Source organism: Vibrio sp. S12_S33 (genome assembly GCF_963889785.1).
GTDB classification, from domain to species: Bacteria; Pseudomonadota; Gammaproteobacteria; order Enterobacterales; family Vibrionaceae; genus Vibrio; species Vibrio aestuarianus.
Map to the genome: position 1 here is coordinate 93,842 of NZ_CAWPQZ010000006.1, position 23,982 is coordinate 117,823.

Consider the following 23,982-nt stretch of genomic DNA (forward strand, 5'->3'; position numbering starts at 1 on the left):
CATCCATAAACCTCTCATCGAATTCGTGAGAGGTTTTTTTTATGCCCGACGTGCTTGTTTGATATTGTCCCAGTGGCTGACGATGGAATGAGGTGTCTCTGGCTGAGAAAAATAATAACCCTGAATTTGATCACACCCCATCGCATACAGTTTTTCGAGCGCTTCTTGGTTTTCAACCCCCTCAGCAATCAAATCAACTTGAAGCTGGTTAGCGAGTTGTATAATAAGCCAGACCACACGTTCTGAAGTTTCATTGCACAACATATTTCTAATGAACGTTGCATCAATTTTAATACAATCAATAGGGTAGCTATGGATATAGTTGAGGCTTGAGTAACCCGTACCAAAGTCGTCTAGAGCGATGGTAAAGCCGACAAACCTTAATTTATCTAAGATATCCAGTACTTCACTAGTTTGAGAAAGCAGCACGGTTTCAGTGAGCTCGATAGTAAATTCATTAGGCTCAAAACCAAATTGAGCAATGGTTTTCATTAGGTGGTCGATATAACGGTTTGAATTTGACAATTCATAAGCGGAGCAATTAAGGCCAAGTTTTACCTTATGACCGAGACCTTTTTCAAGCTCGAGTTTTGCGATACAAGCGAGTTCAACAATTTTTTTACCGAGATCAACAATAAGCCCTGATTGCTCGGCCGCTTCAATAAACTCTAAAGGAGAAATGGAACCAAGTGTTTCACTATTCCAGCGAGCAAGGACTTCAAAATAGTCCCACTCATCATGTGCTCGCCTGACAATGGGCTGTGTAACAACGAATATTTCACTATCACAACCGGGCGCTTTATCCAGTTCATAGCGTAAGGCATCAATGATCTGTGTGCGCCGGTGATATTGTTCACTGAGAACGCTGTCGTAACACCTGATGTGTTCTCCACGCACTTGTTTACAATCTTTCAGTGCCAAGCTTGCATTTAATATCAATTGATCTGAACTGATATTTTCTTGGAGTTTTTTGGCAATACCAATACTAAGACTCATCTTTATCCGATGTGATGTATCGACGTAACCGCTTTCAATGCTGCTTATTATGTTTCGACAAATGGTCAGTGGGTCTTTGGAGAAGGTAATGAATGCAAATTCATCACCAGCAATACGAAAGGCTAAATTTTTTTCAGGAATATGTTCTAGTATTGTATTTGCAACAAACTTAATGACTTGGTCACCGATGTAGTGTCCATATAAATCATTGATAGATTTAAAGTTATCAATATCTAAGTACACTAAAGTAAACGGTTCATTGACGGTTTCGATCAAACGTTCTAATTTGTCTGAAAGATAACTGCGGTTCATTAAGTTTGTTAGGTTATCGTGAGATACTTCGTGGCTGAGCTGTTTAACAAGGCTATCTGAACGTTCACTGAGCCACTTATTGCGTAGGCTGTGTACCACCATACTGGCAATAATGCTGTGATACTTTACGATAGGGTGTTCATCGTCAACTGGCGAGCAGAAAGTAGACACTAGAATGCCTAATACTTCTCCATTTTTGGCTCGTAGTGGGATACCGATGTAAGACTCAATATGATTTTCACGAAGAAAATTATCATCGGGAAAAATTTTAGCCACTTGTGAAGGGTATAAGCAGTATTCTTGCTTCGATTTACTCACTTGTTCGCAAGGAGTGTTCTTCAGTTGATCGCATGTATCGTTGATAAGCCGGTTTTCACAGGCATAAGATAAGGTATGGGCTTTGTGATGCAGTTTATCCAGTTCGATAATGCATGTACAAAAACTTTGAAAATGGGTATGCAGTACCAAAGTTGCTCTATCGAATAGCTCATTATTATCAAGCACCAATAGCTCGTTTATGGTATCCAGACTAACTGCATCTCTAGCCAATGATGTCTTAGTCATATGTCGCACTCAGTTTATTTTATAATATGCACTTAATTACTATGGTGCAGGTTAGTCTATTTTTCCAGCAACTTTGTTTACGACTTTAAGTGTGGAAAATGAAAATAGCGTTCATTCAATCGCTTAGACAAAATAATTTTTCGTGATGCATGGGTTGCAAAATATCCTGCTATAGAGTGAGTTGAGGCGGCAGCTTTTCTTTTAAATAATTGAGGAATAACTGAGTTCTGGTGTGCTGATAATCAAGCTTTGGGTAATAAGCGTAAACAGTGGCTTGATCGATCATTACATCAGGTAATATTCGGACTAAAGTTCCAGAGCTGAGCTCTTCTTTGATCATCACGTTGTTGGTAACAATGACTCCCATGCCATTTTTACCTGCATAAAATAGCGCTTCTGGATTGGTCGTTGCGAAATTGCCTGACAAAGAAAGACGTTGGCCGGTGGATGTTTTCAGTTCCCGCGACGTATATTCTCCCCATATCAGAATGTTATGTTGTTCGAGTTGATCCGCATTTTTGGGCATTCCATATTTCTCAATATATTGAGGGGATGCGTAAAACCCAGCTTTGTGTTCAAACAATGGGGTAGCTTTGAAGCTTAACGAGTTGAGCTGCTCTATTTCACGGCTGATAAATAAATCTAAATGTAATTCAGGAAGTTGACCTGGTGTAGTGGTGGTAAGTTGAATGCGAATGTCTGGGTAGCGTTGTAGGAATTCATCCAAATATTGCATGAGAAACTTAGAGCCGACCGAAAGCGTTGCGCCAATTTTTAATAAGCCTGCGGGGGTTTGATTGACCGAACGGGTTTCATCGACCACAGACTGCCAACTGTCTAACTGGGCTTTAGCGCGTTGATAAAATAGTGCACCAGCTTCAGTTTGAGTGACGGAACGTGTGGTTCGCTTAAGCAGTTGCACGCCAATTCTTTCTTCTAATAAATGTACACGTTTGCTGACGGCTGAGCTGGTAGTATTGAGTTTACGAGCGGCGCCGTTAAAACTGCCATCTTCCACCACTCTAATATAAGTTTTAACACTTTGTATCCAATCCATATTTACCTTATTAATTCCAAAGGGGAACTAATCCATTTCCTGAAAGCTAAATTATCATGTATGAGTTGCCAATATATACTGAAAACCTTCCGTAATACCACTTTTGTCACTGATAAAGGCCAACTCACTTACCTATGAATAGCGCTAGCAGCACATCATTTAAGAAAACCCCCATGTTACTTGCGATGATGATCATTGCGACGGGACAAGTCGGGGTGAGTATTTATTTGCCTTCATTGCCACTCATCAGTCGAGATTTGATGGTAGATCAAGCTGCAGTGCAACTATTGGTGACCTTGTTTTTGCTTGGGTTTGGTGCCTCTCAACTCTTCTACGGACCGTTATCTGATGCCGTAGGAAGGCGGCCGACTTTCATTTTAGGACAAGGTATTTACCTTGTTGGAACCGTGCTCTGTGTTTGCTTTTCTGATAATTTTACTATGTTAGAAGCCGGACGTTTATTACAAGGTCTTGGAGCTGGCAGTGCTTCTGTTCTTGGGCGTAGCGTATTACGAGATAGTTACGACGGCTCACAACTGACCAAGGCGTTGTCTTATATCGCGATCACCGCTTCAGTGATGCCGATCATCGCCCCAGTGATGGGCGGCTGGATAGCATTTCACTTAAGTTGGCATGCCGTTTTTGTCTTCGTGTTGGCTTATATTTGCGCTATTTTTATTTTAGGGTTGTGGGTACTACCTGAAACATTACCGTATGCTAAGCGTCGATTTGAACCGAGTAAAATTTGTCATAGTTATTTGCTATTGATTAAAAACCCACAGGTATTGAGTAGTGCCAGCTACAACTGGATTAGTTATTTATCGAGCTTAGTGACTTTATCTGTTTTACCTTTCTTGTTACAGAATCGACTTGGTTTAACAGCTGCTGAGTATGGCACTGTGATGATTGTTCCCTCGGCTGGGTTGATGATCGGCAGTGTTTTGGTTAATTTACTTAATGGTCGTTTTTCTTCTCGGCAATTACTGATGTTAGCGATAATACTGATGTCATTTGCTGGAGCGTGGTTGTTAGCCACACCGTTGAGTGTATTTAATTTAGTTTGGGCGTTTACTTGGCTGACCATTGCTCAAGGTATTTCTTTTCCTTTATCAACCAGCATGCTGCTTGCTCCACATAAAACGCAAGCAGGTTCGGTTTCTGCTTTGTCGGGCTCAGTTCAGATGTGTTTGGCTGGGTTACTCGGTGGGCATCTTGTTAAAGTTTGGGTGACTAATCAGCCGGCTTTAGGCATCTTCTATTTGGCCACGGGGTCGTTGATGTTACTGGTTCTATTGTCATCCCAGCGCCACTTGCAAACCGAATTCGCCTAATTTTTCTAGGCTTACTCATCCATATTGATCTGGTTTAGATATATAATCTTCAATACGTTAACCGATGGAAATAAGAATGCATCAAGAAGAATTTCAGGCACTAGTCAAAGAACTGTGTGAACAGAAAACGTTACCTCAAGCATTAGAAGTACTAAAAACCAATGAAGATCAAGAGATTGCTGAGGCTGCGCAGTCATTAACTGGGCAATTTGCTTTGGCGGAAGTTGATGGTGAACAACGAATTTACCATGTGATCATTCAAGAAAATGAGCAAGGTGAAGAGGAAGAGTTTGTTGAGCACATCATGAATGAAGGTGACGATGTGATCAAATTTATTGCGTGGTTTTTTGATGCGATGTTTGAGGTCAAACAAAAAGAGACCTATTTGTCGGCTGGCAAGACTTACAAGCAACCCAAACGCAGCTGATTGAAATTTAATTACCTAAAAGTGTGATGTTTGTCTTGTTTTGTTGATATTTATAGCTGCAATCTGCCTTGGTTAAGTAATTAAATTACATTTGAGGTGATTCATGGGTTATGAATTAGGTGGAGCTTACGTTGGACAAATCATTGCTAAAAAAGCAATGTATGACGCAATGAATGGTAAGCCACAAGCAAAGAAAAAGTCTTTCATTAAGGCGTTGGTTAAGAAGTTTAGCCACAAATAAACGATGACGAATTAAAAGCCCCAGCTTAGCGATAGACTGGGGCTTTACTTTACGGTTCAATGTCAACTTAGGCTGTCGTAATACCAACGATTAGTTAGAGTTACGTTATCGAGGAACGGAAACTTTTCCAAGGTCGAGCACATTATCAGGCACGGTATCCAATTTTTTTTCTTTCAGCCAACTTTCCAACTTATCGCACCCACCAATATAACGATCATCCAACCAGATCTGAGGGACAGTCACGGGCGTTTTAGGACCAATAATTGCTTTGACTTCAGGGATCATTCGATACAAAGCGGCACTCTCTTTAACGACATCATGGTAGATATATTCAATACCAGCCTCATCGAGCAACTTTTTCGCTTTAATACAGTAGGGGCATGTTGCTTTACCATAAACAATATTACCTTTTAAGTTATCACGCTGAGCCCACTCGTTGATCACCGCTTGAACTAAGACTCCACGATTCAAAGCTTCACCCTGGCTAACAACTTTTCCCTCTATTACTAGAATCGGTGCATGCCATGCTCCTAATTTGAGCGGCTCCCACCAGTGAGAAAGCCAATCTTTCACTTCAAGTTCAACAGAAACATCCACCAATTCGTTGTTAAAGGTGTCAGTTAGAATATCTTTGGTTAGCGTGCACTCTCCACAAGGGATATTGACTTTAAATGGTCCCCAACTGCCAGCCCAACGGTATAACGTGATTTTAATAGGTTCCGCCATTGTATTTTCCTCAACAATCTTCGCTTAAAGAATAGGAAAGGCTTATCACACTTTTTATTTCAGCGTGATGATTTTTTTGTTTCCCAGCGAGTAATAAAAGCGACCGAAGCAATGATGATAGCTGCGCCTAGCCATAAACGTCCTGGTGGTGCCCAACCAAATACAACCCAACCTGCCAGTACATTTAATGGCAATTTGGCGTGATCAAATGGTTGAACAAAAGAAGCATCGGCAACGGCATAGGCTTTGACAATAGCCCATTGAGCTAATGCTGTCATTGCACCGGCGAAAAGTAATATTAGCCATAATGTATTGCCTTCTGGAATTTGCCATTCCGGTAGTGCTAATAAAAGGTTAAAGGGTGTTATAAGCACTAACAAATAAACGACCATTGTCGAAGGTGAATCTTCAGAAGAGAGTTTTTTTACCATTAATGAGTAACAAGCCCAGAAAAATGCAGCCCCCACAGGAAGTAGTGAAGCCCAATTAAAATTATCAGCCCAAGGCTCTAGAATGATCATCGCGCCAATAAAGCCAGTTAGTGTTGCTCCCCAACGAGCCATACCCACTTTTTCTTTTAAAAAGAGCCCAGAGCCAATGGTAGCGAAGAGCGGCGATGTCATTAATAGGGCAATACCTTGCCAAATAGGTACAGGATAGGCGAGGGCCCATAACCAAAGCTGAATACCGATAACGGATAAAAACACACGGAAAATATGTAACCCCAAATGTTGGGTACGGAGTGAGCGACGAATGCCGAGTGTTGATAAATAAGGCAAAATCACTACCAGTGCAATAGCGTATTGGATGAGTGCAACAGTGGTGGATGACAGACCATAATTGATACTGGCGACTTGAGCGAGGCTATTAACTATCGCAAAAGCGAGTCCGGCAAGCAGCATCCAGCTTGCTCCTTGGAGTGGGTGATGGTGTTTTAGGCTCATATAAATCGTACAGACATGAAAAGTGGTTGAATCATACTGATTTATCATGATTAAACCAATCAAGGATTTCTCTTTGCTACTTGAGGCTATAGTGTTAGTTGCTTAGAAATTGAATGATTTGGTTTATAAATGGGAGAGGTGTTTGTATCAAAAAAAACCTTCCATAGGGAGGTCAAAGAACATGAATTTGCCAGTGTTCTGCCTAACACTGAAAAGAAGCACTAATGCTGCCGTGCATTTGTATTTTATAGATAGCAGATGGCATTTCAGTTTTTAACTATCTGAAAAATAATAATATTATTTTTTATCCATCTCGAAGAGTGAACTAAGGTAGTGCGATATGTGTTGTTGTGGTGCAAGAAGGGATAGTCGCGATTAGCTCGCTTTGAGTTGAAGATCTTACTTTTGATATTTGAATCATCAAATTTATTTCCTAGTTAGGAATATCGGTTAAACTCTGCGCTCATCTCATTCATATCAAGGAAGATTGTATGTATTCAGTCCGTTTGGGTGACCAACGAATCTCCCCTTCAAAAGTACTGTGTATTGGTCGTAATTATGTTGAGCACATTAAAGAGCTCAACAACGCTATACCAGAGCAAATGGTAGTATTTAACAAGCCGAATACTAGCATTACCACTACCTTGACTTCTTTCCATCAAGAATCACTGCATTATGAAACGGAAATTTGTTTTTTAGTTGAAAACGGAAAGTATTCAGCGGTTGGTTTGGGTTTGGATCTCACAAAGCGCGAATTGCAATCAAAGCTTAAAGCGAAAGGATTGCCGTGGGAGAGAGCAAAAGCGTTTGATGGCTCAGCAGTATTCAGTCGATTTGTCCCGCTTGATGGTATCGACATCAATAGCTTGCAGTTAGAGCTATTCATCAACTGCGTTCGAGTGCAGTGCGGTGGTGTCAATCAGATGCTTTATTCACCGCCCACCATTTTAGAAGAGCTCAAATCCTATACTTCGTTGCGCGATGGCGATGTGATCATGACCGGGACTCCTCAAGGTGTAGGGGAAGTACACCGTGGTGATGTATTTTTAGGACGTTTAAAATCCGCTCAAGAAACTCTTATTGAAATTGAATGGTTAGCTGAATAATGGTGCGAGTGGAGATTCCAACCAAGTCTTATTTAAGCGTTAACCACGACTATTAATGAGTGAAAATTATCAAATTAAGTACCAGAAATACCACCATGCTAGCGACCGTGGTTAGAAGCACATTCTTGGTTTTCCAAGCAATCAATCCCGCGAGTGCTGCTGCCCATAAATAAGGATTGTGCGCATTAATCCATAAATCGGTCTCTGGCATAAATACGATGGGCGCCCATATGGCAGTCAATACCGCAGGGCTTGAATAGCTAAGTAAACGTTGAATAGCAGGACTGAGTCGCAGTGGCAGCTTGGGCTCTAAAAACAGGTAGCGACTGGTAAATACAAGTGCGGTCATCGCAAGAATAGAAAGCATAATCATGATGATTTCCCTCTGCGATGTTCAAGCGCAAGTTCAGTTACATAACCCGCGCACATAGCTCCAATACTGGCAAACATAAGGCTGCCGTCCACGTTGCACATTTTTAATGCAACAGAAAGTACCAAAGCTGTTAGCACTGCCATGAACACCGGTAAGGTTTTCACGTTGGGGATCACAATGGCAATGAAGGTTGCAGCAACCGCAAATTCTAATCCAAGTTCGTTTAAGGAGGGAATATAGCTGCCTGCAATAATACCTGCTAGGGTGGCTAGGTTCCAAATGAGGTAAAAGCTAAGTCCTGCTCCTAATGCGTACCAGCGGTTAAACGGCTTTTCATCATGCTGCTCGCAAATCGCGAACAGTTCATCAGTAAGCAAAAAACCTAAAATTATGCGCCAGCGCATAGGGAGTAGGCTAATTTTGCTGCGCATCGATACGCTGTACAAAAAATGGCGAGACGTTATGAAAAATGTGGTGATTAGCATGGTGAACAACCCAGCCCCCGCTTTGAACATGCCGGTAGCCACTAACTGCGCAGAGCCTGCAAACAAAATCGCAGACAAAGCTTGGCTTTCAAATGGAGATAGGCCAGTTTCTATAGCAAATGAGCCGGCAAGTAATCCCCATGGTAAGACGGCAATACTTAGTGGCAGCATGGCAAGTGTACCTTGCCAGAAACAATATCCCTTAGAGGTTGGGTGTGGGTTATCCAAAATCACGATACTCATCAAAAATCCTTATTCATACTAGTGAACATATCAAGCTACGAAATTTGATCAAGTGATTGTATTACATGACGAATCTACGAGGATAGAAAACAGCGCTGTAGTGTTACTCTTAGTTTAGTTTGTGTGAAATAATAATCTAACAATGTCGTTTAAAGTGGTTTTTGGTGGTGGTAATAATGAAATTGTTACTATAAAATCCGCCGCTTCTTGTTTTTAATAAAATCTCATCATGATCGATATTTCCATCTTGCCTGTTTATCTTACGGCAGTGATTGCCCTATTGTTGCTTCCTGGACCAGATATGTTGCTGATCGCCAGTTCAAGTATGAGCTGTGGGCGACGTATAGGCATTTTTGCCAGTTTAGGTAATGCTACTTCGGGCATCATTCTGACGCTACTTGCCGCGTTGGGGGTATCTGCGTTAATCGCCATGAGTCCATTAGCGTTAAACGTATTGCATTTTTTAGGTGGTGCGTACTTGCTAAAAATGGGCTGGGATTGCTTGCGTGCAACCCCGGCAGATATGCCTGATCTTGATAACGACGATAAAATGGCGGCTCAGTTCTACCAACGTGCTTTGGTTAGTAACTTACTCAACCCCAAAGCACTGGTATTCTTTGTCATGTTTTTACCGCAGTTTGTCTCAAGCAATATTGGTGCAACCTCGGGTGAACAAATGTTCGCGTTAGGACTGTTACTGAATATTCTTGGCTTGACGTTTAATTTTTTATTGGTCGCATTGGCCGGAACGTTTGGACGTTCCCTGCTAGGAAATGAGAAGTTTCGAACTAATCAGCACAAGTTCATGGGCGTTGTTTTTGTGTTACTTGCTTGTTGGATGCTCAGCTCTTTTATCGCTAAGTAGTCAAATTGCCAGTGAAAGCGGCATAACCACTTTCACTGTTGCGCAATATCAATGGTTTTTTACAAACTGCGTTGATGCTCGGCAATCAACATTGCCATTTGTTCATCTGCCTTTCGCTGAGCAGAGACGAAATCTTCATCTCCTTCAAAAGTGCAGACCACTTCGTAGTAACATTTTAGTTTCGGCTCAGTTCCAGAAGGGCGAACGATCACTCGCGCCCCACCTTCTAGATGATAGATGAGCACATCGCTAGCGGGTAAGTTGATCACTTCGTTTGTTCCGCTACTGATATAGCGAATCGATGATTTTAGATCTTCAATTACCAATACTTTGCGCCCTGCAATTTCTGTCGGAGGTTGTGCGCGAAGTTTATCCCCCACCGGCGGCGAATTCGGATCTAATTTGATGCTGCGCTGTGCATTGACGTATAAACCATGTTGGCGATAGATCGCTTCTAATTGATCCCAAATGGTCTTGCCTTGGCTGTAGAGCTCTGCCGCTAATTGAGCAAAAGCGACCAATGCCGACAGGCCATCTTTATCCCAAACAGTACTACCGATGGTGTAGCCTAAGGCTTCCTCATAAGCGAATAAGAATTGATGATCATCACTTTGTTCTTGCATGGCCACATTGGTTAACCATTTAAAACCCGTCAGCGTTTGGAAGTATTTCGCCCCCATTGATTGGGCGATTTCTCCAAGTAAACTGGATGAAACAATGGTATTACCGACTAATTGTTTTTTAGCTTCACTTTTCGATAACAAGTAGTGCCCAAATAAGACGCCAACCTGGTCACCAGTCAACATTTGATAAGTGCCATCGGCTTTTCTTACGCTAACGGCAAATCGGTCAGCATCAGGGTCGTTAGCACAAGCGAGCTCGGCACATTGCGTATGGGCAAGCGTGGTAACCATATCCATTGCCCCTAATTCTTCAGGGTTAGGGAAGTTGACGGTCGGGAATCGGCCATCAGGTTCACGCTGTTCTTTTACACTACTGACGCGAGTGAAACCTGCATCATGGAGTAACGTTTCTGCCATTTCAGCTCCGACCCCATGCATTGCGGTGTAAGTGATGGCGATGCTTTTTGGATCAGAATGATGGTTAAGTAGTGGATTTTGGTTGATTGTCTGGCGATACGCTTGGTAATAATCGTCAGTCAGCCATTCCAGTCGCCCTTTTTTATGAGCGTCTTCTAGGGGCATTAGAGAAACCACTCGCGTTGCTGCTAGGTTAATTTCCGAGGCAATACCGCCATCATGAGGTGGAATAATTTGCGCGCCATTTTCCCAATACACTTTGAACCCATTGTATTCTGGCGGGTTGTGGCTGGCAGTCACCACCACGGCAGCGGCTGCGTTAAAATGTTTAACGCCAAATGCCACTACGGGGGTAGGGGCGACTTTATAAGTAAGGTAAACCTTAATGCCCAATGCGGTCAGTACAGAAGCGGTATCATACGCAAATTGTTGTGAATCTGGTCGTCCGTCATAACCGATCACTACCCCGCGGTTTTTCGCATCAGCTATTTTTTGAATTAAGTAGTGCCCTAAGCCCGTTGCGGTTTCTTGAATGACAAGGCGGTTCATGCGATTAGGCCCACATCCTACTTTGCCACGTAAACCTGCGGTACCAAATTCAAGGCGTGATTGAAATCGCTCTTTAATGGCATCAAGTTGCTGCTCATCAATTAATGCTTGAAGCTCTTTACGCGTTTTAGGATCGGGATCTTTTTCTAACCACTCGGCAACGTATTCCATCATGATTCTTACCTGCTTAATGTCGATTGATATAGATTTTAACTGATATTCATTCTCAATTATGGGCGGGCAATCGCTAAATATTCAAGGATTAAATGTCAGTTGCCGATCTTAAACGCATTAAAGGTGGCGTAAACTGTGTCTCTCAAGGCGCTTAAATAGCAATGACAGGGTTAGACATATGGCCAGATAAAAGCTACCCACCAGCAACCAAATTTCAAAAATTAATCCTGATGAATTGGCCATTTCAGTGCCAACAAACGTCATTTCTTGGATAGAAATAAGCGAGACAATAGAAGAATCTTTCACCAGCGAAATAGCTTGTCCTGCTAATGCTGGCGTAATGGCACTGAGCACTTGCGGAGCAATGATATAGCGATATTTGACCCAAGGAGAAAGTCCGAGAGAATGCGATGCTTCCCATTGACCTTGCGCAATACCTGCCAGTCCGGAACGGACTACTTCAGCAATGTAAGCCGAAGAGAGTAGGCCAATACATAAAATGCCAGAAAGTAAGTTTTCCCATAAATGAGCAGGGCCAAACAGTAGTTGTTGAATGGTATTAATTTGCCCATGGTGATCACGCAGTAAAGTGTCTAACCCAAGCAAAGGGATCAACTGGTTGGAGATGAAAAAGTAGAAGATAAAGACAAATACTAATGGTGGGATATTACGCACCAACTGCACAAAGGCATTAGCGGGCAGTTTAAACAAAGGATTATTTGCGTGACGAGCCACACCGAGTAGCGTGCCAAGTACTAGGGCAAGCAACATGCCCCAAATGCTCAAGCGTAAAGTAGCAGCAAGCCCTTGAAAGAAGTAGGGCGTACTGCCGTCCGCTTTTGGTGTGAATATCAGAGCAAAAGCATCGTTCCAGCGCCAGTGGTAGTTCACACCAACGTCTGCGCGGTAGGTCAACCACAGCGCGAAGCAGGTAAATAACACCAGTAATAAGTAATCTAGCTTATTGAGTGATAGGCGTGACACCTTGGGTGGGCTCATTGTTTTAGTGGTCAATGCTGTCGTTGTATTCACATTTGTTGCCTAGCATCATTGCCCTGAAGCAATTTGCTTTTGCCAATCTAGCGTTGAGAACCAATATTCATAACGCTCACTGAGCCAACCATCGGCAGTGCGAGCTTCAATCCATTGATCAAAAAAGACTCTTTTATCGTTTTCACCCAGACGAACAGCAAAAGCTTCATTGCCTTTTGATAAACGTTCGCTAAAAGGAATAAACAGTTTATCACTGTGTTTGACCGTTTCATGTTCTGGTTTAGGGCTAGAGGCAATCACTGCGTGAGCATTACCATTGAGCACTTCTTGGAACGCTTGAGCATCGTCATCGAATTGCAGAACTTTTGCTTTGGGAAAGGTTTCACGTGCGACTTGCACTGTAAACGCGCCGCGGCGAGCCGCAATTTTCACTTTGCGAGAGTTAAAGTCATCAAAAGTTGAAAAGCCAGTCGCGAGTGCTTTGTTTGCCGCAAGTTGTACCCCTGAGTGAGAATAAGGGGCGCTAAATAGTACGCTTTTTGAACGTTCAGGTGTGACAGACATACCACCAATGATTACATCAAATTTTTTGGCCAAAAGTGCGGGGATTATTCCATCCCACGCTGTCGGTACAAATTCAACTTTCCAACCTGAGTCCGCAGCTAAGCGTTTAGCGACATCAATTTCAAAACCGATCAATTCACCTTGCTTATCGCGCATTGCCCAAGGTACAAACGTCGACATGCCTACACGTAGCGTGCCTCGTTCGTTGATTTTATCTAGGTTAGGCGTGTCACTTGCAGTCGCTGGTAGTGAGACGACCAATCCCAATAGTGCACTGAATGCAATACTCAAAAAGCCTCGTTTTCGCCAGCTTATTTTTCCATATGGTTGCATGTTATTTCCCTTCTTCTGGTTCATTTTTGAGAGCGCCATTGAGCGCCCAGTTTATGTTCTAGCCAAGCTGAAAGCCCCGATAAAGAAAGCGTTAACAGCAAATAAATACCCGCGACGGTAAACCAAATTTCAAATGGCATAGCGGTTTCAGACACGATGTTTCTACCTTGTGTGGTGAGGTCGAAAATCGCCATTACACTGACTATTGAAGAGTTTTTAATTAACGACACTACTTCATTGGTCAACGGAGGTAATGTACGTTGAAGCAGTTGCGGGAGGATCACATCGTAGTAAGTATAAAAGCGCGATAACCCGAGTGATTGAGACGCCTCAAACTGACCTTTGGCAATACTATTTAATCCACCACGAAACACTTCAGCGGTGTACGCACCTTGAAACAAGGACAAAGCAACAACAGCAGTGGAAAAGCGATCCAGCCCAATAACGGGACCAAACACAAAGTAAAGCAGATAAATTTGAACCAGCAAAGGTGTGTTACGGATAAGTTCGATATAACCATTCGCTAATAGCCGTCCAACGATAGAGTTTGAAAGCTTTAATAGTGCTGTTGTAAGCCCAATCACCAGTGTTAAAAACAGACTGATGGCAGAGATTTGTAAGGTAACCACTAAGCCCTCGATAAGCTCTGCAGGCCACCATTCACCATCTTCATAAAATGCAATGTAGTCAGGAACACGCTCCCACTGCCATTGGTAGCCCATCGCTTGGGCCCCTGAATTGAGTAGCCACATCATGCCTAACAACAGTAGTGCCATTTGTGCAGCAGCAGACAGCACAGGTTTGATCATGACTTTTATCATCAGTGACTGAGGATTTGCTTGAGAAACTGTTGTGTTCTTGGGTGTTTAGGTTGGCTAAACAGCACCTCTGGTGTTGCAATTTCCAAGATTTCTCCTTCATCCATAAAGATAACGCGATCTGCCACTTTGCGCGCAAAGCCCATTTCATGAGTCACGCACATCATGGTGATACCATCTTGAGCGAGATCGACCATGACATCCAACACTTCTTGAATGGTTTCAGGATCAAGCGCAGAAGTGGGTTCGTCAAACAGTAAAATCTCTGGCTGCATGCACAGTGAGCGAGCAATAGCGACGCGTTGTTGTTGGCCACCAGACAGTTGCACCGGGTGCTTATCGGCTTGCTCAACAATATTGACTCGCTTTAGAAAATGCAGTGCGCGTTCTCTTGCGGCGGGTTTTGATAGTTTCAAGGTGCGAATAGGAGCAAGTGTCAGGTTTTCGATAACAGTTAAATGCGGAAATAGATTGAAATGTTGAAAAACCATACCGATTTTTCCTGCTGATAATGAAGCGTTTAATTGAGCTGATCGTAGTGTAATACTGCCCTCAGTAATGGCTTCTAGCCGGTTTACAGTCCGGATTAGCGTTGATTTTCCAGAGCCAGAGGGGCCACAAACGACTAATATTTCACCACGTTGGACTTGCAGCGTAATATCTTTTAAAGCGTGAAAATCGTTATACCATTTATTGACGTTACTAAATTCGATCACGTTCATTGTTGAACTTCTATTTTTATTTGTTATTCATCTACCTTAGCAATATCAACAAGATATTGCACTCTTGAGACAGCATAAAGCAAAAAATCTGACAACAGCATCGTGTGTAATGAATTTTTTACATGATGCTTGTTTTGTAAAAAATACAATAACATTGCCTTTTGATGAAAATAATGATTGAAGTTGGGGTTTTTAGTGGATAAGTTACAAGGGAAGGCCGAAAGCAAGGCTGCAAATTAGATTAGCCATCGTTGTTCATATGGCAGGTAGTAGAAAGAATAGAAAGGAAGAAGTAAGCAATGTTCCAGACCGATGATGTAAAAATTAAAAGAGTTAAAGAGTTATTACCCCCTGTTGCCGTTTTAGAAAAGTTTCCAGCGACAGAAATTGCTTCTTCAACCACATTTCAAGCACGTGAAGCGATCCATAACATTCTGCAAGATAAAGATGATCGCCTATTGGTTATTATTGGTCCATGTTCAATTCATGACCCTGAAGCGGCGGTTGAATATGGTAAGCGACTGAAAGTATTGCGTGACGAATTGGGTGATCGCCTTGAAATCGTGATGCGCGTGTATTTTGAAAAGCCACGTACCACGGTGGGTTGGAAAGGTTTAATTAACGACCCTTACCTAAATGACACCTATAAAATCAATGATGGTTTACGCATGGGGCGTAAATTGTTGCTTGATTTAACGGATATGGGCATGCCAACAGCCAGTGAATTTTTGGATATGATCACCCCTCAATATGTGGCCGACCTTATCAGCTGGGGCGCTATTGGTGCTCGTACAACAGAATCTCAGGTTCACCGAGAGCTAGCTTCTGGACTTTCTTGCCCAGTTGGTTTTAAAAATGGTACGGATGGCAATATCAAAATCGCTTCCGATGCGATCCGCTCTGCCAGTGCTTCACACCACTTTTTGTCAGTGACGAAGTTTGGTCACTCTGCCATTATTCAAACTGCGGGTAATCCAGATTGCCACATTATTTTGCGTGGTGGTAAAGAGCCAAATTATAGTGCACAACACGTAGGTGTGATTAAGCAAGAGCTTGAAGCGTCGGGTTTACCACAAAAAGTGATGATTGATTTCAGCCACGCAAACAGCTCGAAAGACTACAATCGTCAAATGGTGGTGGCACAAGATGTGAGTGAACAGCTTGCTAATGGTGAACACGCTATTTTTGGAGTGATGATTGAATCTCACTTAGTGGAAGGTCGTCAAGATTTAGTCGATGGTTGCGCTGCAACGTACGGGCAATCGATTACTGATGCGTGTATTGGTTGGGATGATACAGAAGTCGTTCTTCGTCAGCTAGCCGATGCAGTTCAAGCACGTCGCTCACGATAATTACTAACCATTCTATATTAATAAGGCTCCCATTATTGGGAGCCTTTTATATTTATTTTTTATGATTTTTCTGGGGTTGTAAATAAAGTCCATTAAATTATTTTTGTTTGAACTATTGCTCTTGTTTTGTCCCGGTATAGGTATTTTTTCTTGCAAAACTTACCAATTGTGATGAGTCTTTAGGTGACAATTTGCCGTGCCATAAATCGACAATGATTGCCCCTTGGGAATATTCATTTTCCCACATAATCGGTTGTCTTTCTGAGTAATTACTTTCAGAAATTAATGTTATTGTATGGTTTGCATTAGGCAATTGAATGATATAGATGTTACTTGAAAAATGTTGATGGCATTTTTTAATATACTCGCCGCTAGACTTGCCATTTCTGCACATTGTCCATAAATCTTATTATTATCATCTCTATCATTTTGTATTCGTTCCGCTAAAGCAGAATCGAATTGAGGGTAAAAAGGAGCCTCGGATAAGTTTAAATTGCAATTTTTTGCCACTTCACAACGTCTAGTTCGTACTGCATCTTGATTGTCATCATATTTATATTGTATGAGACCAGCCTTATTAACAGTGGGTTCATCTGTTATTTTTATAGAAGGAAAATAAGCCGATATACCCTTCCTATTTGAAGTTGCAGCGGTGTTGGTTACGTTCGGTCACCCCAATCACATAGTTTATCTATGCTCATGGGGATGAACTCACTTGCCGCCTACCAGCAACTTCAAGTTGTTTGGGTATATTTTAAATAGTCAGTATTTTTCTTTCGATTTGACGTAGTGCGTGACGATATAAAAACCATGCTGAAAAACCGGCGAGAATATTACCGATTAATGCCCCGACAAATAAGCCATGAATAGCTGCCATTTGTGCTCCTACCCATAAACAAGGTAAGAAAAAGGCGAATAAACGTAAGGCGGAAATGGTCAAAGCGACATAAGATTTAGCCAATGCATTGGAAACAGACACCATTAGCATACATACCCCCAACGGACCCAAACTAATGGGGATAACCATCAAATGCCAATGTAGGATTGATTCGACGTTCTCTTCACTGGTCATTAATGCTGCTAAGAAACTGGAAGATAAGTAGGTGAGTACGGCGATAATTAATTGGAAGCCGAGAATAAATTGGCAAGCGATAGTGACTAGCTTTCTGATGTCTTGCAGTTGATTAGCACCCAGTAAACGTCCAACCATCGGCGGCATTGACATGGTTAAGGCTAAAACGGAAACCATGGCGAAGAACTCAAAACGAGAGCCTAGAGCCCATGCAGCCACTGCCGCTGTACCAAAACTGGCTAACAATTTTGTTGCTAGCATTGAAGATAAAGGAGGAAGTAACTGGCTTATCATTGCTGGGCCCATGATATGGCTGATAGAACGAATACTGCTTGCTACATTGAGATCTTGCCAATCAAAGAGCATCCACTGTTTCTTTGATACTTTAGGTGCAACGACCAAAACGCCAACTCCAAACGCAACAATTGTTGCCAGCGCTGCCCCTTGAATCCCCAAATCGAAGGTAAAAATAAAGAGTGGATCTAAAATGAGGTTAAGGACGCTCGTAACCATCATCATGCTGCCTGGCAGCATGGTATTACCATTGGCACGGCACAAGCTGTATAAGAAATAGAGCACCGCGCCAACCCAAGCACTAACAATCCAGTAAATCCAGTAGCTGTCTATGATAGGGTATACCGATTCTGGAGCGCTGAGCAGAGCTAAAATTGGATGACGGAGCAGATAGATAATCATGCCAAACAGAGCTACTCCGACACTGCCCATCACCATCACGAGCCCGCCCAATTGCTTAGCATAGCGGATCTGGTTAGCGCCGATGGCGCGCGCAATCACTGCGGTAGTTGCAATGCCGAGACCAACCTGGATACCTATGATGATCATTTGAATCGGTAAGGTAAAGCCTTGCGCTGCCAGTGGTAGTACCCCCAATTGGCCGATAAAGGCACTGTCAATAAGTTGAAAACTCATTAAGGATAATACCCCAAACAGCATTGGCCACGTCATTTGAAATAACTGGCGCCCCAAGGCGTTGGATTGGCTGTTGTTTGTCATCGAATTTTTTTGTAGTTTGCTCACTGGTTTTTCGGCTCTTCTAATTCGGAGGCATAGTCTTTAGGTGGTGGAGTCCACCCTCGTTCGGATAAGGAATGCTGATCACTGCGGTCAGAATTCATGGCATTGGCTAGTCTTTTTTCTAATTGCATAAAGAGGTTACGATAATTATTATCGAACCGATCCTCGCCCGATTCTGAACTCCAAGCATTATATAGTTCGTCAGATTGTTCTCGTTCAATGCGTTTATAGGCTGATTTTTGTTGCTCAACGGTAAAAGGGTGTAAACCTAAGCTACGCAACGCTTGTGCGCCCACTTCAAGAGCTGAATGATAGGTTTCTGATTCAATATGATCCGCGCCTGCTTGCCTAAGCAGGTAGCCATGGCCTCTATCAAATGCGCGTGCCAAAATCGTCACTTGAGGATAAGTGTGTTTAACATATTTGACTAATTCAATGCTGCTTTCTCGGTTGTCTATCGCCACAACTAATAAAGAGGCCTCTTCAATGCCGGCGGTATGCAAGAGATCGGGTCTTGTTGCGTCACCAAAGAAAGCTTGAGTTTCAATTTTCCGCATGGTTTCAACTTGGTCAGCTTGGTGGTCTAGCGCCACGGTGCGTACCCCATTGGCTACTAGTATGCGGTTAACAATTTGTCCAAAGCGGCCGATGCCCGCAATGATTACCGTTCCTTTTTCTTCAATCACATCGGCTTCGCGATCATTAAGCACATGCTGATAGCGAGGGATGATCACTTTATCGAATAAGATAAATAGCCCTGGTGTCAGGAACATCGATAAGGCGACCACTAAGGATAGTATTTGCGCCATTTCAGGGGCGATTACATGACTCTGTACTGAAAAGCTTAATAACACGAAACCAAACTCTCCCGCTTGAGCCAAACTGAGGGCAAACAACCAGCGATTGACCCCTTTGATACGAAAAACAAAACCAAGGCTAAATAAAATGGCGGCTTTTAATATCATAGTGGCCAGAGTAAGGCCAATGACCAAGAAGAAGTCACCAAACAGAATATGAAAATTAATTCCTGCTCCTACGGTAATAAAGAATAGACCAAGTAATAATCCTTTGAATGGGTCAATGTTCGACTCTAACTCGTGACGAAACTCACTGTTAGCTAATACCACACCCGCCAGAAAGGTGCCTAAAGCTGGCGACAAACCGATCAAACTCATTAAAGCGGCAATCCCAATTACGAGCATCAGTGCGGCAGCGGTAAATATTTCTCTTAAACCGGAACTGGCGACGAAGCGAAACAGTGGGCGACTCAAGTAGTGACCACCGATCACGAGAATAGCAATTGATAAGGTGATGACAATGCCATAACCCCAGCCAGGAAGTCCTGCGACTAAACTCAATTCTTGATGTGTTTCAGCCATATGTGCGGCTGCTTGTTGCGCTTTTTCGACTAATTCAGCCATCGCCAATAAGGGAATAAACGCGAGCATTGGGATAACAGCAATGTCTTGCATCAACAGTACTGAAAAAGCGCTACTGCCACCTTCTGTTTTTCCAAGGTTTTTTTCATTAAAGGTTTGTAAAACGATAGCGGTGGAAGAGAGGGAGAAAATAAGACCTATCGTGAGTGATAATTCCCAAGAGAGCTGGAATTGTAAGCTAATCGCGGCAACCGCTAGCGTGGTTATAGCCACTTGTAACCCACCAAGTCCAAGCAGCCGATGGCGCATATTCCATAGCATTTTGGGCTCAAGTTCTAAACCGACTAAAAACAGCATCATCACCACTCCGAATTCAGCAAAGTGTTGAATGGTTGTGGTTTCTTCACCCACTAAGCCGATAATCGGTCCAATCACTACCCCAGCGATTAAATAGCCGAGTACCGAACCTAATCCAAAACGTTTCGCCAGAGGAACTGCAATAACAGCGGCAGCGAGATAAACAAACGCTTGGAGGAAGTAACTGGTCATGCAGTATCTCCATTATTGAGAGAAGTTAAATAAAGGTTCATATTGGCAAGATGGCGAACTTTCTTAATGTTGATGCGGTTATCGACCAATGCATGAAGCAGTATTGTCCACTCATTGAGATGTTGTTGGACACGATGATCTTCTTCTGCGGTTCGTGCACCAAACAGTGAAAATGGCGGTAAGTAAACCATACCTGTTAAGTTTGCCATTTGTTCTAACGGTTGTAACAACTCGCGAATCGTAAAATGGTTATAGCCATCCGCGTTATAGGCTGACTCCTTCCCCCCAGCAGAGAGAGCGCACATAAAAACCTTACTGTTTAGTGCTGTGCCTTCTTGCCCATAAGCAAAACCATATTCTAGCACTAAGTCTTGCCACTCTTTCAGCAATGCAGGTGTGGAATACCAGTACAACGGGAATTGGAAAATGATGACATCATGATCCAATAAACGCTGCTGTTCTTTATTAATATTAATGTCAAAAGTTGGGTATTCAAAATAGAGGTCGACAGCGGTGACGCCTGCTATATTTTGCGCCGCTTTGAACATGGGAAGATTGACCTCGGAGCGGCTCTGAGAAGGATGTGCATATAAAACGAGAACTTTTTGTGTAGCCATTATTGCTCCTTGCATTGCAACGATGCCTGCAAAATAAACCGTACTTTTAAAGATAAACAGTACATTAAAAGCGCGTAAGGAGCGAGTTTGTTAGTACCGCCATTGTGTTGTCCTTAATTGCTTATCCGCTTTGAAAACATAGTTATTACTGTTGGCAATGAAAGATTTCATCAATATGAAAATATTCATTACCAGTAATAAGAATTGATCCGTCAGTGGACGAATTATCGTGATAAAAGTCAGCTATTCCCATGAAATGAAACCGTTTTCAAAATGGTTTTAACTCACATTGTCAATATATCTTTATGATATTTATAACTAATTTTTTAAATTCGACCCCGGCTAAATTTCATAACCTGTCGCGTAAACTGGCGCTGTGAAGCGAATCTTAATTTTCACTTGTTTCATTTTTTAAACTGGTTGCAGAACAAAAACAAACACAGTGATTAATAGGATTTAACATGAAAAATTATAAGCTTCTACCTCTGTCCCTCGCAGTGGCTGCCGTACTCTCTTCTGCTCCATCATTGGCTAATGATCCAATGCCTAATCCCGAAGTGTTGGAGCAAGATCAGCAACCGCTTGTTTTGACACCAGACATTAAAGTGCCTGCTGGTATCGTGTTCTCTGGTTATGCTCGCTACGGTGCTGCTTACCAAAATGGAGACGCCAAATTGGTTGAAACTAATGGCCGTTTAAATGGTAACTCAACCGGTCGTTTAGGTAACGAGGGTAATGGTGGTGAGTTCCAATTTGGTAAAGGATTTGTCAGTGATAGCGGCGCGATTTGGGACGTCGTAGTGATGTTTAACCACTGGGGCGATGATGTTGGTGTACCAAAAGCTTACGCGGGGGGGACCAACATTTTTGAAAGTCAGCCAGAGCTTTACGTATGGGCAGGTCGTGATTTTCATCAACGCCCAGCTACGGGGTTGAATGACTATTTCTGGATGATGCACGATGGTCAAGGCGGTGGTTTTTATAACCTTGATTTAGGGAGCGTCAAGCTAGACGCCAGCGTAGTGAGCGCAACAGGCGCAGGACCTAATGATCATCAAGACGGTAATTATGCACTGACCACCAAATGGCATGGCATTAACTTCTCAGATTCAACCAATTTAAGCCTTTATGCCAACTACGGTTTTGATGATAACTCTGACCCAGATGCGAAAAAGCTGAACGCTTTTCAAGTTGCGGGAGAATTAAATTTTGGCAGCGATCGTTTCATTGTTCGCTACTCTGACAACGCAAAAGACAGTGTATTTTGGAAAACCGCAGATCAATCAGCGTTGTTGGTTAGCTTTGATGGTAATAAAGCGATGGGAGACAATGCTGCAATTGAATACCTAGCCTCCTATCAAGCGTATGAAGATGGTGAATACAAACAGTATGATCGCACTAACTACAACGTGGTGGTTCGCCCGATGTATTTCTGGGATGATGTCAATTCAACATGGTTAGAAGCGGGTTACGATGTGGTCGATTTTGACAACATCGATGCTACGAACTCTTCTTGGAAGGTGACGCTATCGCAAAATATTTCCTTTGGTAAAGGCGCTGGTGCTCGACCTATGTTGCGTTTCTACGCAACCGTCGGTGATGCAGATAACGAAGCCGTTATTGACAAAGATGGCTTATTTAAAACGGCAACTAACCCAGATACTGTCACGATTGGTGCAATGTGGGAGGCATGGTGGTAAACCTGTTGTAAATAATTTACTGTCCATTTTATTTAGTCGCTTTTTTGCAATATGAAAGGCGAACCTTAACCTCAGCAATACACTTACATTTTTGGGCCACCTCGGTGGCCCGTTTTTTTTCAGAAATAGGGGCTAACGCTGAAACGTTACAGCTTCAGTTTTTTCTAGGTGAATACATGTGCTAGCTGGTTGCGTTTCGGCAATCACTTTACCATGACGAATTGAATAGCGAACGGCAACTTGGCGGCGCAAAGCATCGAAGCCATTTTCGGCAGGAAGGATCAGCAAACTACCTGCCTTACCGAGCTGAATGCCATAATTATCTTGGATATTTAAAGTTCGTGCTGATTTGGTGCTAATCAAATCCAAACTATTATTAATTTGCTCATACCCCATGATTTGACAGACATGTAACCCCATGTGCAGTACCTGCAACATGTTTGCAGTACCAAGCGGATACCAAGGATCAAATACATCGTCATGACCAAAACAAACATTGATATCTGCTGCCAACATCTCTTTAACGCGCGTAATACCACGACGTTTTGGATAGTCATCAAAGCGACCTTGTAAGTGAATATTAACCAATGGATTAGCAACAAAGTTAATACCAGACATTTTCAACAAACGGAATAAACGCGAAGCATATGCACCATTATAAGAGTGCATTGCTGTGGTATGGCTTGCGGTGACTTTCTCGCCCATTTTAAATTTGTGCGCCAGTGCTGCAACCGTTTCGACAAAACGTGACTGTTCATCATCAATTTCATCGCAATGCACATCAATCAGACGATCATATTTTTGTGCCAGTTCAAAGACGTAGTGTAGTGATTCCACGCCGTACTCACGGGTAAATTCAAAGTGTGGGATCGCACCAATGACGTCAGCGCCGAGTTTTACGGCTTCTTCTAGCAGCGCTTTACCATTGGGGTAAGAAAGAATCCCTTCTTGTGGAAAAGCAACGATTTGTATGTCTACCCAAGGTTTCATTTCTTCACGCACTTCAAGCATTGCTTTCAGTGCCACTAATGTTGGGTCAGAAACATCAACATGGGTGCGTACATGTTGTACACCATTGGCAATTTGCCATTTCAATGTCTGTTTTGCACGTGCTTTCACGTCTTCAACTGAAAGCAACTCTTTGCGTTCAGCCCAACGTTCAATACCTTCAAATAAAGTGCCTGAAATATTCCAGTGTGGTTCACCAGCGGTTTGGGTGGTATCTAAATGAATGTGTGGTTCACAAAATGGTGCCACTGCTAAGCCACCTTCGGCATCTAGCACTGTACCTTCAAATGCTAAATCGACATCATTGGCAGTAATGGTGTTAAACAGCCCATCTTCAATCAGGATTTGATGTAACCCTTGCGTGTGCTGTAATGCAACGTTTTTGATTAATAACGTATTCATGAAAA

22 protein-coding genes are annotated in these 23,982 nt (G+C 42.7%); 7 read left to right on the top strand and 15 right to left on the bottom strand.

The features are described 5' to 3' along the window. Nucleotides 1-39: 39 nt before the first annotated feature. Nucleotides 40-1,872 (bottom strand): putative bifunctional diguanylate cyclase/phosphodiesterase, encoded by a 1,833-nt coding sequence (locus tag AACW06_RS04770; RefSeq protein ID WP_192074221.1) that lies wholly within the window; start codon nucleotides 1,870-1,872, stop codon nucleotides 40-42. Nucleotides 1,873-2,041: 169 nt separating this feature from the next. Then, nucleotides 2,042-2,929 carry a LysR family transcriptional regulator gene (locus tag AACW06_RS04775; RefSeq protein WP_171375547.1) on the bottom strand — a complete coding sequence of 296 codons (888 nt, stop codon included), beginning with the start codon at nucleotides 2,927-2,929 and terminating at the stop codon, nucleotides 2,042-2,044. 134 nt (nucleotides 2,930-3,063) lie between these two features. Between AACW06_RS04775 and AACW06_RS04780 the strand changes: the two genes are divergently transcribed. From AACW06_RS04780 to AACW06_RS04790, 3 genes are all read left to right on the top strand, one after another. Next, complete coding sequence (locus AACW06_RS04780) at nucleotides 3,064-4,260, top strand: multidrug effflux MFS transporter (RefSeq protein ID WP_192074222.1); 1,197 nt, start codon at nucleotides 3,064-3,066, stop codon at nucleotides 4,258-4,260. Nucleotides 4,261-4,336: 76 nt separating this feature from the next. Then, nucleotides 4,337-4,687, top strand: a complete 351-nt coding sequence (locus AACW06_RS04785) for a hypothetical protein (RefSeq protein ID WP_053311670.1) — start codon at nucleotides 4,337-4,339, stop codon at nucleotides 4,685-4,687. Between the two features lie 103 nt (nucleotides 4,688-4,790). Beyond that, nucleotides 4,791-4,928 (top strand): hypothetical protein, encoded by a 138-nt coding sequence (locus AACW06_RS04790; RefSeq protein WP_192074223.1) that lies wholly within the window; start codon nucleotides 4,791-4,793, stop codon nucleotides 4,926-4,928. Between the two features lie 105 nt (nucleotides 4,929-5,033). Here the strand turns inward: AACW06_RS04790 and AACW06_RS04795 are convergent, their stop codons facing one another. Both AACW06_RS04795 and AACW06_RS04800 read right to left on the bottom strand, forming a co-directional pair. After that, the gene (locus tag AACW06_RS04795; protein WP_192074224.1) at nucleotides 5,034-5,654 is read right to left on the bottom strand and encodes a glutaredoxin domain-containing protein; all 621 of its coding nucleotides are present in this window, start codon (nucleotides 5,652-5,654) and stop codon (nucleotides 5,034-5,036) included. Between the two features lie 59 nt (nucleotides 5,655-5,713). Further along, nucleotides 5,714-6,598 (bottom strand): DMT family transporter, encoded by an 885-nt coding sequence (locus AACW06_RS04800; protein WP_192074256.1) that lies wholly within the window; start codon nucleotides 6,596-6,598, stop codon nucleotides 5,714-5,716. Nucleotides 6,599-7,089: 491 nt separating this feature from the next. Here AACW06_RS04800 and AACW06_RS04805 point away from each other — a divergent pair, with 491 nt between their 5' ends. Then, on the top strand, nucleotides 7,090-7,704 hold the full coding sequence (locus AACW06_RS04805; RefSeq protein ID WP_192074225.1) for a fumarylacetoacetate hydrolase family protein: 615 nt from the start codon (nucleotides 7,090-7,092) through the stop codon (nucleotides 7,702-7,704). 52 nt (nucleotides 7,705-7,756) lie between these two features. Here AACW06_RS04805 and AACW06_RS04810 read toward each other — a convergent pair whose 3' ends face one another. Both AACW06_RS04810 and AACW06_RS04815 read right to left on the bottom strand, forming a co-directional pair. After that, complete coding sequence (locus tag AACW06_RS04810) at nucleotides 7,757-8,077, bottom strand: AzlD domain-containing protein (RefSeq protein WP_053311673.1); 321 nt, start codon at nucleotides 8,075-8,077, stop codon at nucleotides 7,757-7,759. After that, nucleotides 8,074-8,805, bottom strand: a complete 732-nt coding sequence (locus AACW06_RS04815) for an AzlC family ABC transporter permease (protein ID WP_192074226.1) — start codon at nucleotides 8,803-8,805, stop codon at nucleotides 8,074-8,076. Before AACW06_RS04815 ends, AACW06_RS04810 begins: the two co-directional genes overlap by 4 nt. Nucleotides 8,806-9,034: 229 nt before the next feature. On the opposite strand from AACW06_RS04815, the gene AACW06_RS04820 reads away from it, so the two are divergent. Further along, on the top strand, nucleotides 9,035-9,670 hold the full coding sequence (locus AACW06_RS04820; protein ID WP_192074227.1) for a LysE family translocator: 636 nt from the start codon (nucleotides 9,035-9,037) through the stop codon (nucleotides 9,668-9,670). A gap of 59 nt (nucleotides 9,671-9,729) precedes the next feature. Here AACW06_RS04820 and AACW06_RS04825 read toward each other — a convergent pair whose 3' ends face one another. The 5 genes from AACW06_RS04825 to AACW06_RS04845 form a co-directional block, all read right to left on the bottom strand. Beyond that, nucleotides 9,730-11,433, bottom strand: a complete 1,704-nt coding sequence (locus tag AACW06_RS04825; RefSeq protein ID WP_192074228.1) for a phospho-sugar mutase — start codon at nucleotides 11,431-11,433, stop codon at nucleotides 9,730-9,732. Nucleotides 11,434-11,550: 117 nt separating this feature from the next. Then, nucleotides 11,551-12,432, bottom strand: a complete 882-nt coding sequence (locus AACW06_RS04830) for an amino acid ABC transporter permease (protein ID WP_171980656.1) — start codon at nucleotides 12,430-12,432, stop codon at nucleotides 11,551-11,553. A 48-nt stretch (nucleotides 12,433-12,480) separates the two neighbouring features. After that, entirely contained in the window at nucleotides 12,481-13,323 is an 843-nt protein-coding gene (locus AACW06_RS04835) for a transporter substrate-binding domain-containing protein (protein WP_192074229.1), read from the bottom strand. A gap of 20 nt (nucleotides 13,324-13,343) precedes the next feature. Beyond that, entirely contained in the window at nucleotides 13,344-14,144 is an 801-nt protein-coding gene (locus tag AACW06_RS04840; RefSeq protein ID WP_192074230.1) for an amino acid ABC transporter permease, read from the bottom strand. Beyond that, nucleotides 14,144-14,863, bottom strand: a complete 720-nt coding sequence (locus AACW06_RS04845) for an amino acid ABC transporter ATP-binding protein (protein WP_192074231.1) — start codon at nucleotides 14,861-14,863, stop codon at nucleotides 14,144-14,146. Before AACW06_RS04845 ends, AACW06_RS04840 begins: the two co-directional genes overlap by 1 nt. Before the next feature lie 299 nt (nucleotides 14,864-15,162). Between AACW06_RS04845 and aroG the strand changes: the two genes are divergently transcribed. Then, entirely contained in the window at nucleotides 15,163-16,215 is a 1,053-nt protein-coding gene (aroG, locus tag AACW06_RS04850) for a 3-deoxy-7-phosphoheptulonate synthase AroG (protein WP_192074232.1), read from the top strand. Nucleotides 16,216-16,969: 754 nt separating this feature from the next. On the opposite strand, the gene AACW06_RS04855 is transcribed toward aroG, so the two are convergent. From AACW06_RS04855 to AACW06_RS04865, 3 genes are read right to left on the bottom strand one after another with little or no spacing between them, the layout of a single operon-like run. Beyond that, the gene (locus tag AACW06_RS04855; RefSeq protein ID WP_192074233.1) at nucleotides 16,970-18,301 is read right to left on the bottom strand and encodes an MATE family efflux transporter; all 1,332 of its coding nucleotides are present in this window, start codon (nucleotides 18,299-18,301) and stop codon (nucleotides 16,970-16,972) included. A 20-nt stretch (nucleotides 18,302-18,321) separates the two neighbouring features. Then, complete coding sequence (locus AACW06_RS04860) at nucleotides 18,322-20,250, bottom strand: monovalent cation:proton antiporter-2 (CPA2) family protein (RefSeq protein WP_192074234.1); 1,929 nt, start codon at nucleotides 20,248-20,250, stop codon at nucleotides 18,322-18,324. Further along, nucleotides 20,247-20,867 (bottom strand): NAD(P)H-dependent oxidoreductase, encoded by a 621-nt coding sequence (locus AACW06_RS04865; protein ID WP_192074235.1) that lies wholly within the window; start codon nucleotides 20,865-20,867, stop codon nucleotides 20,247-20,249. Before AACW06_RS04865 ends, AACW06_RS04860 begins: the two co-directional genes overlap by 4 nt. 461 nt (nucleotides 20,868-21,328) lie before the next feature. Between AACW06_RS04865 and AACW06_RS04870 the strand changes: the two genes are divergently transcribed. Beyond that, nucleotides 21,329-22,567 carry a carbohydrate porin gene (locus AACW06_RS04870; protein ID WP_192074236.1) on the top strand — a complete coding sequence of 413 codons (1,239 nt, stop codon included), beginning with the start codon at nucleotides 21,329-21,331 and terminating at the stop codon, nucleotides 22,565-22,567. Between the two features lie 132 nt (nucleotides 22,568-22,699). Here AACW06_RS04870 and AACW06_RS04875 read toward each other — a convergent pair whose 3' ends face one another. Then, entirely contained in the window at nucleotides 22,700-23,977 is a 1,278-nt protein-coding gene (locus AACW06_RS04875) for a cytosine deaminase (protein ID WP_171980639.1), read from the bottom strand. Nucleotides 23,978-23,982 lie beyond the last annotated feature (5 nt).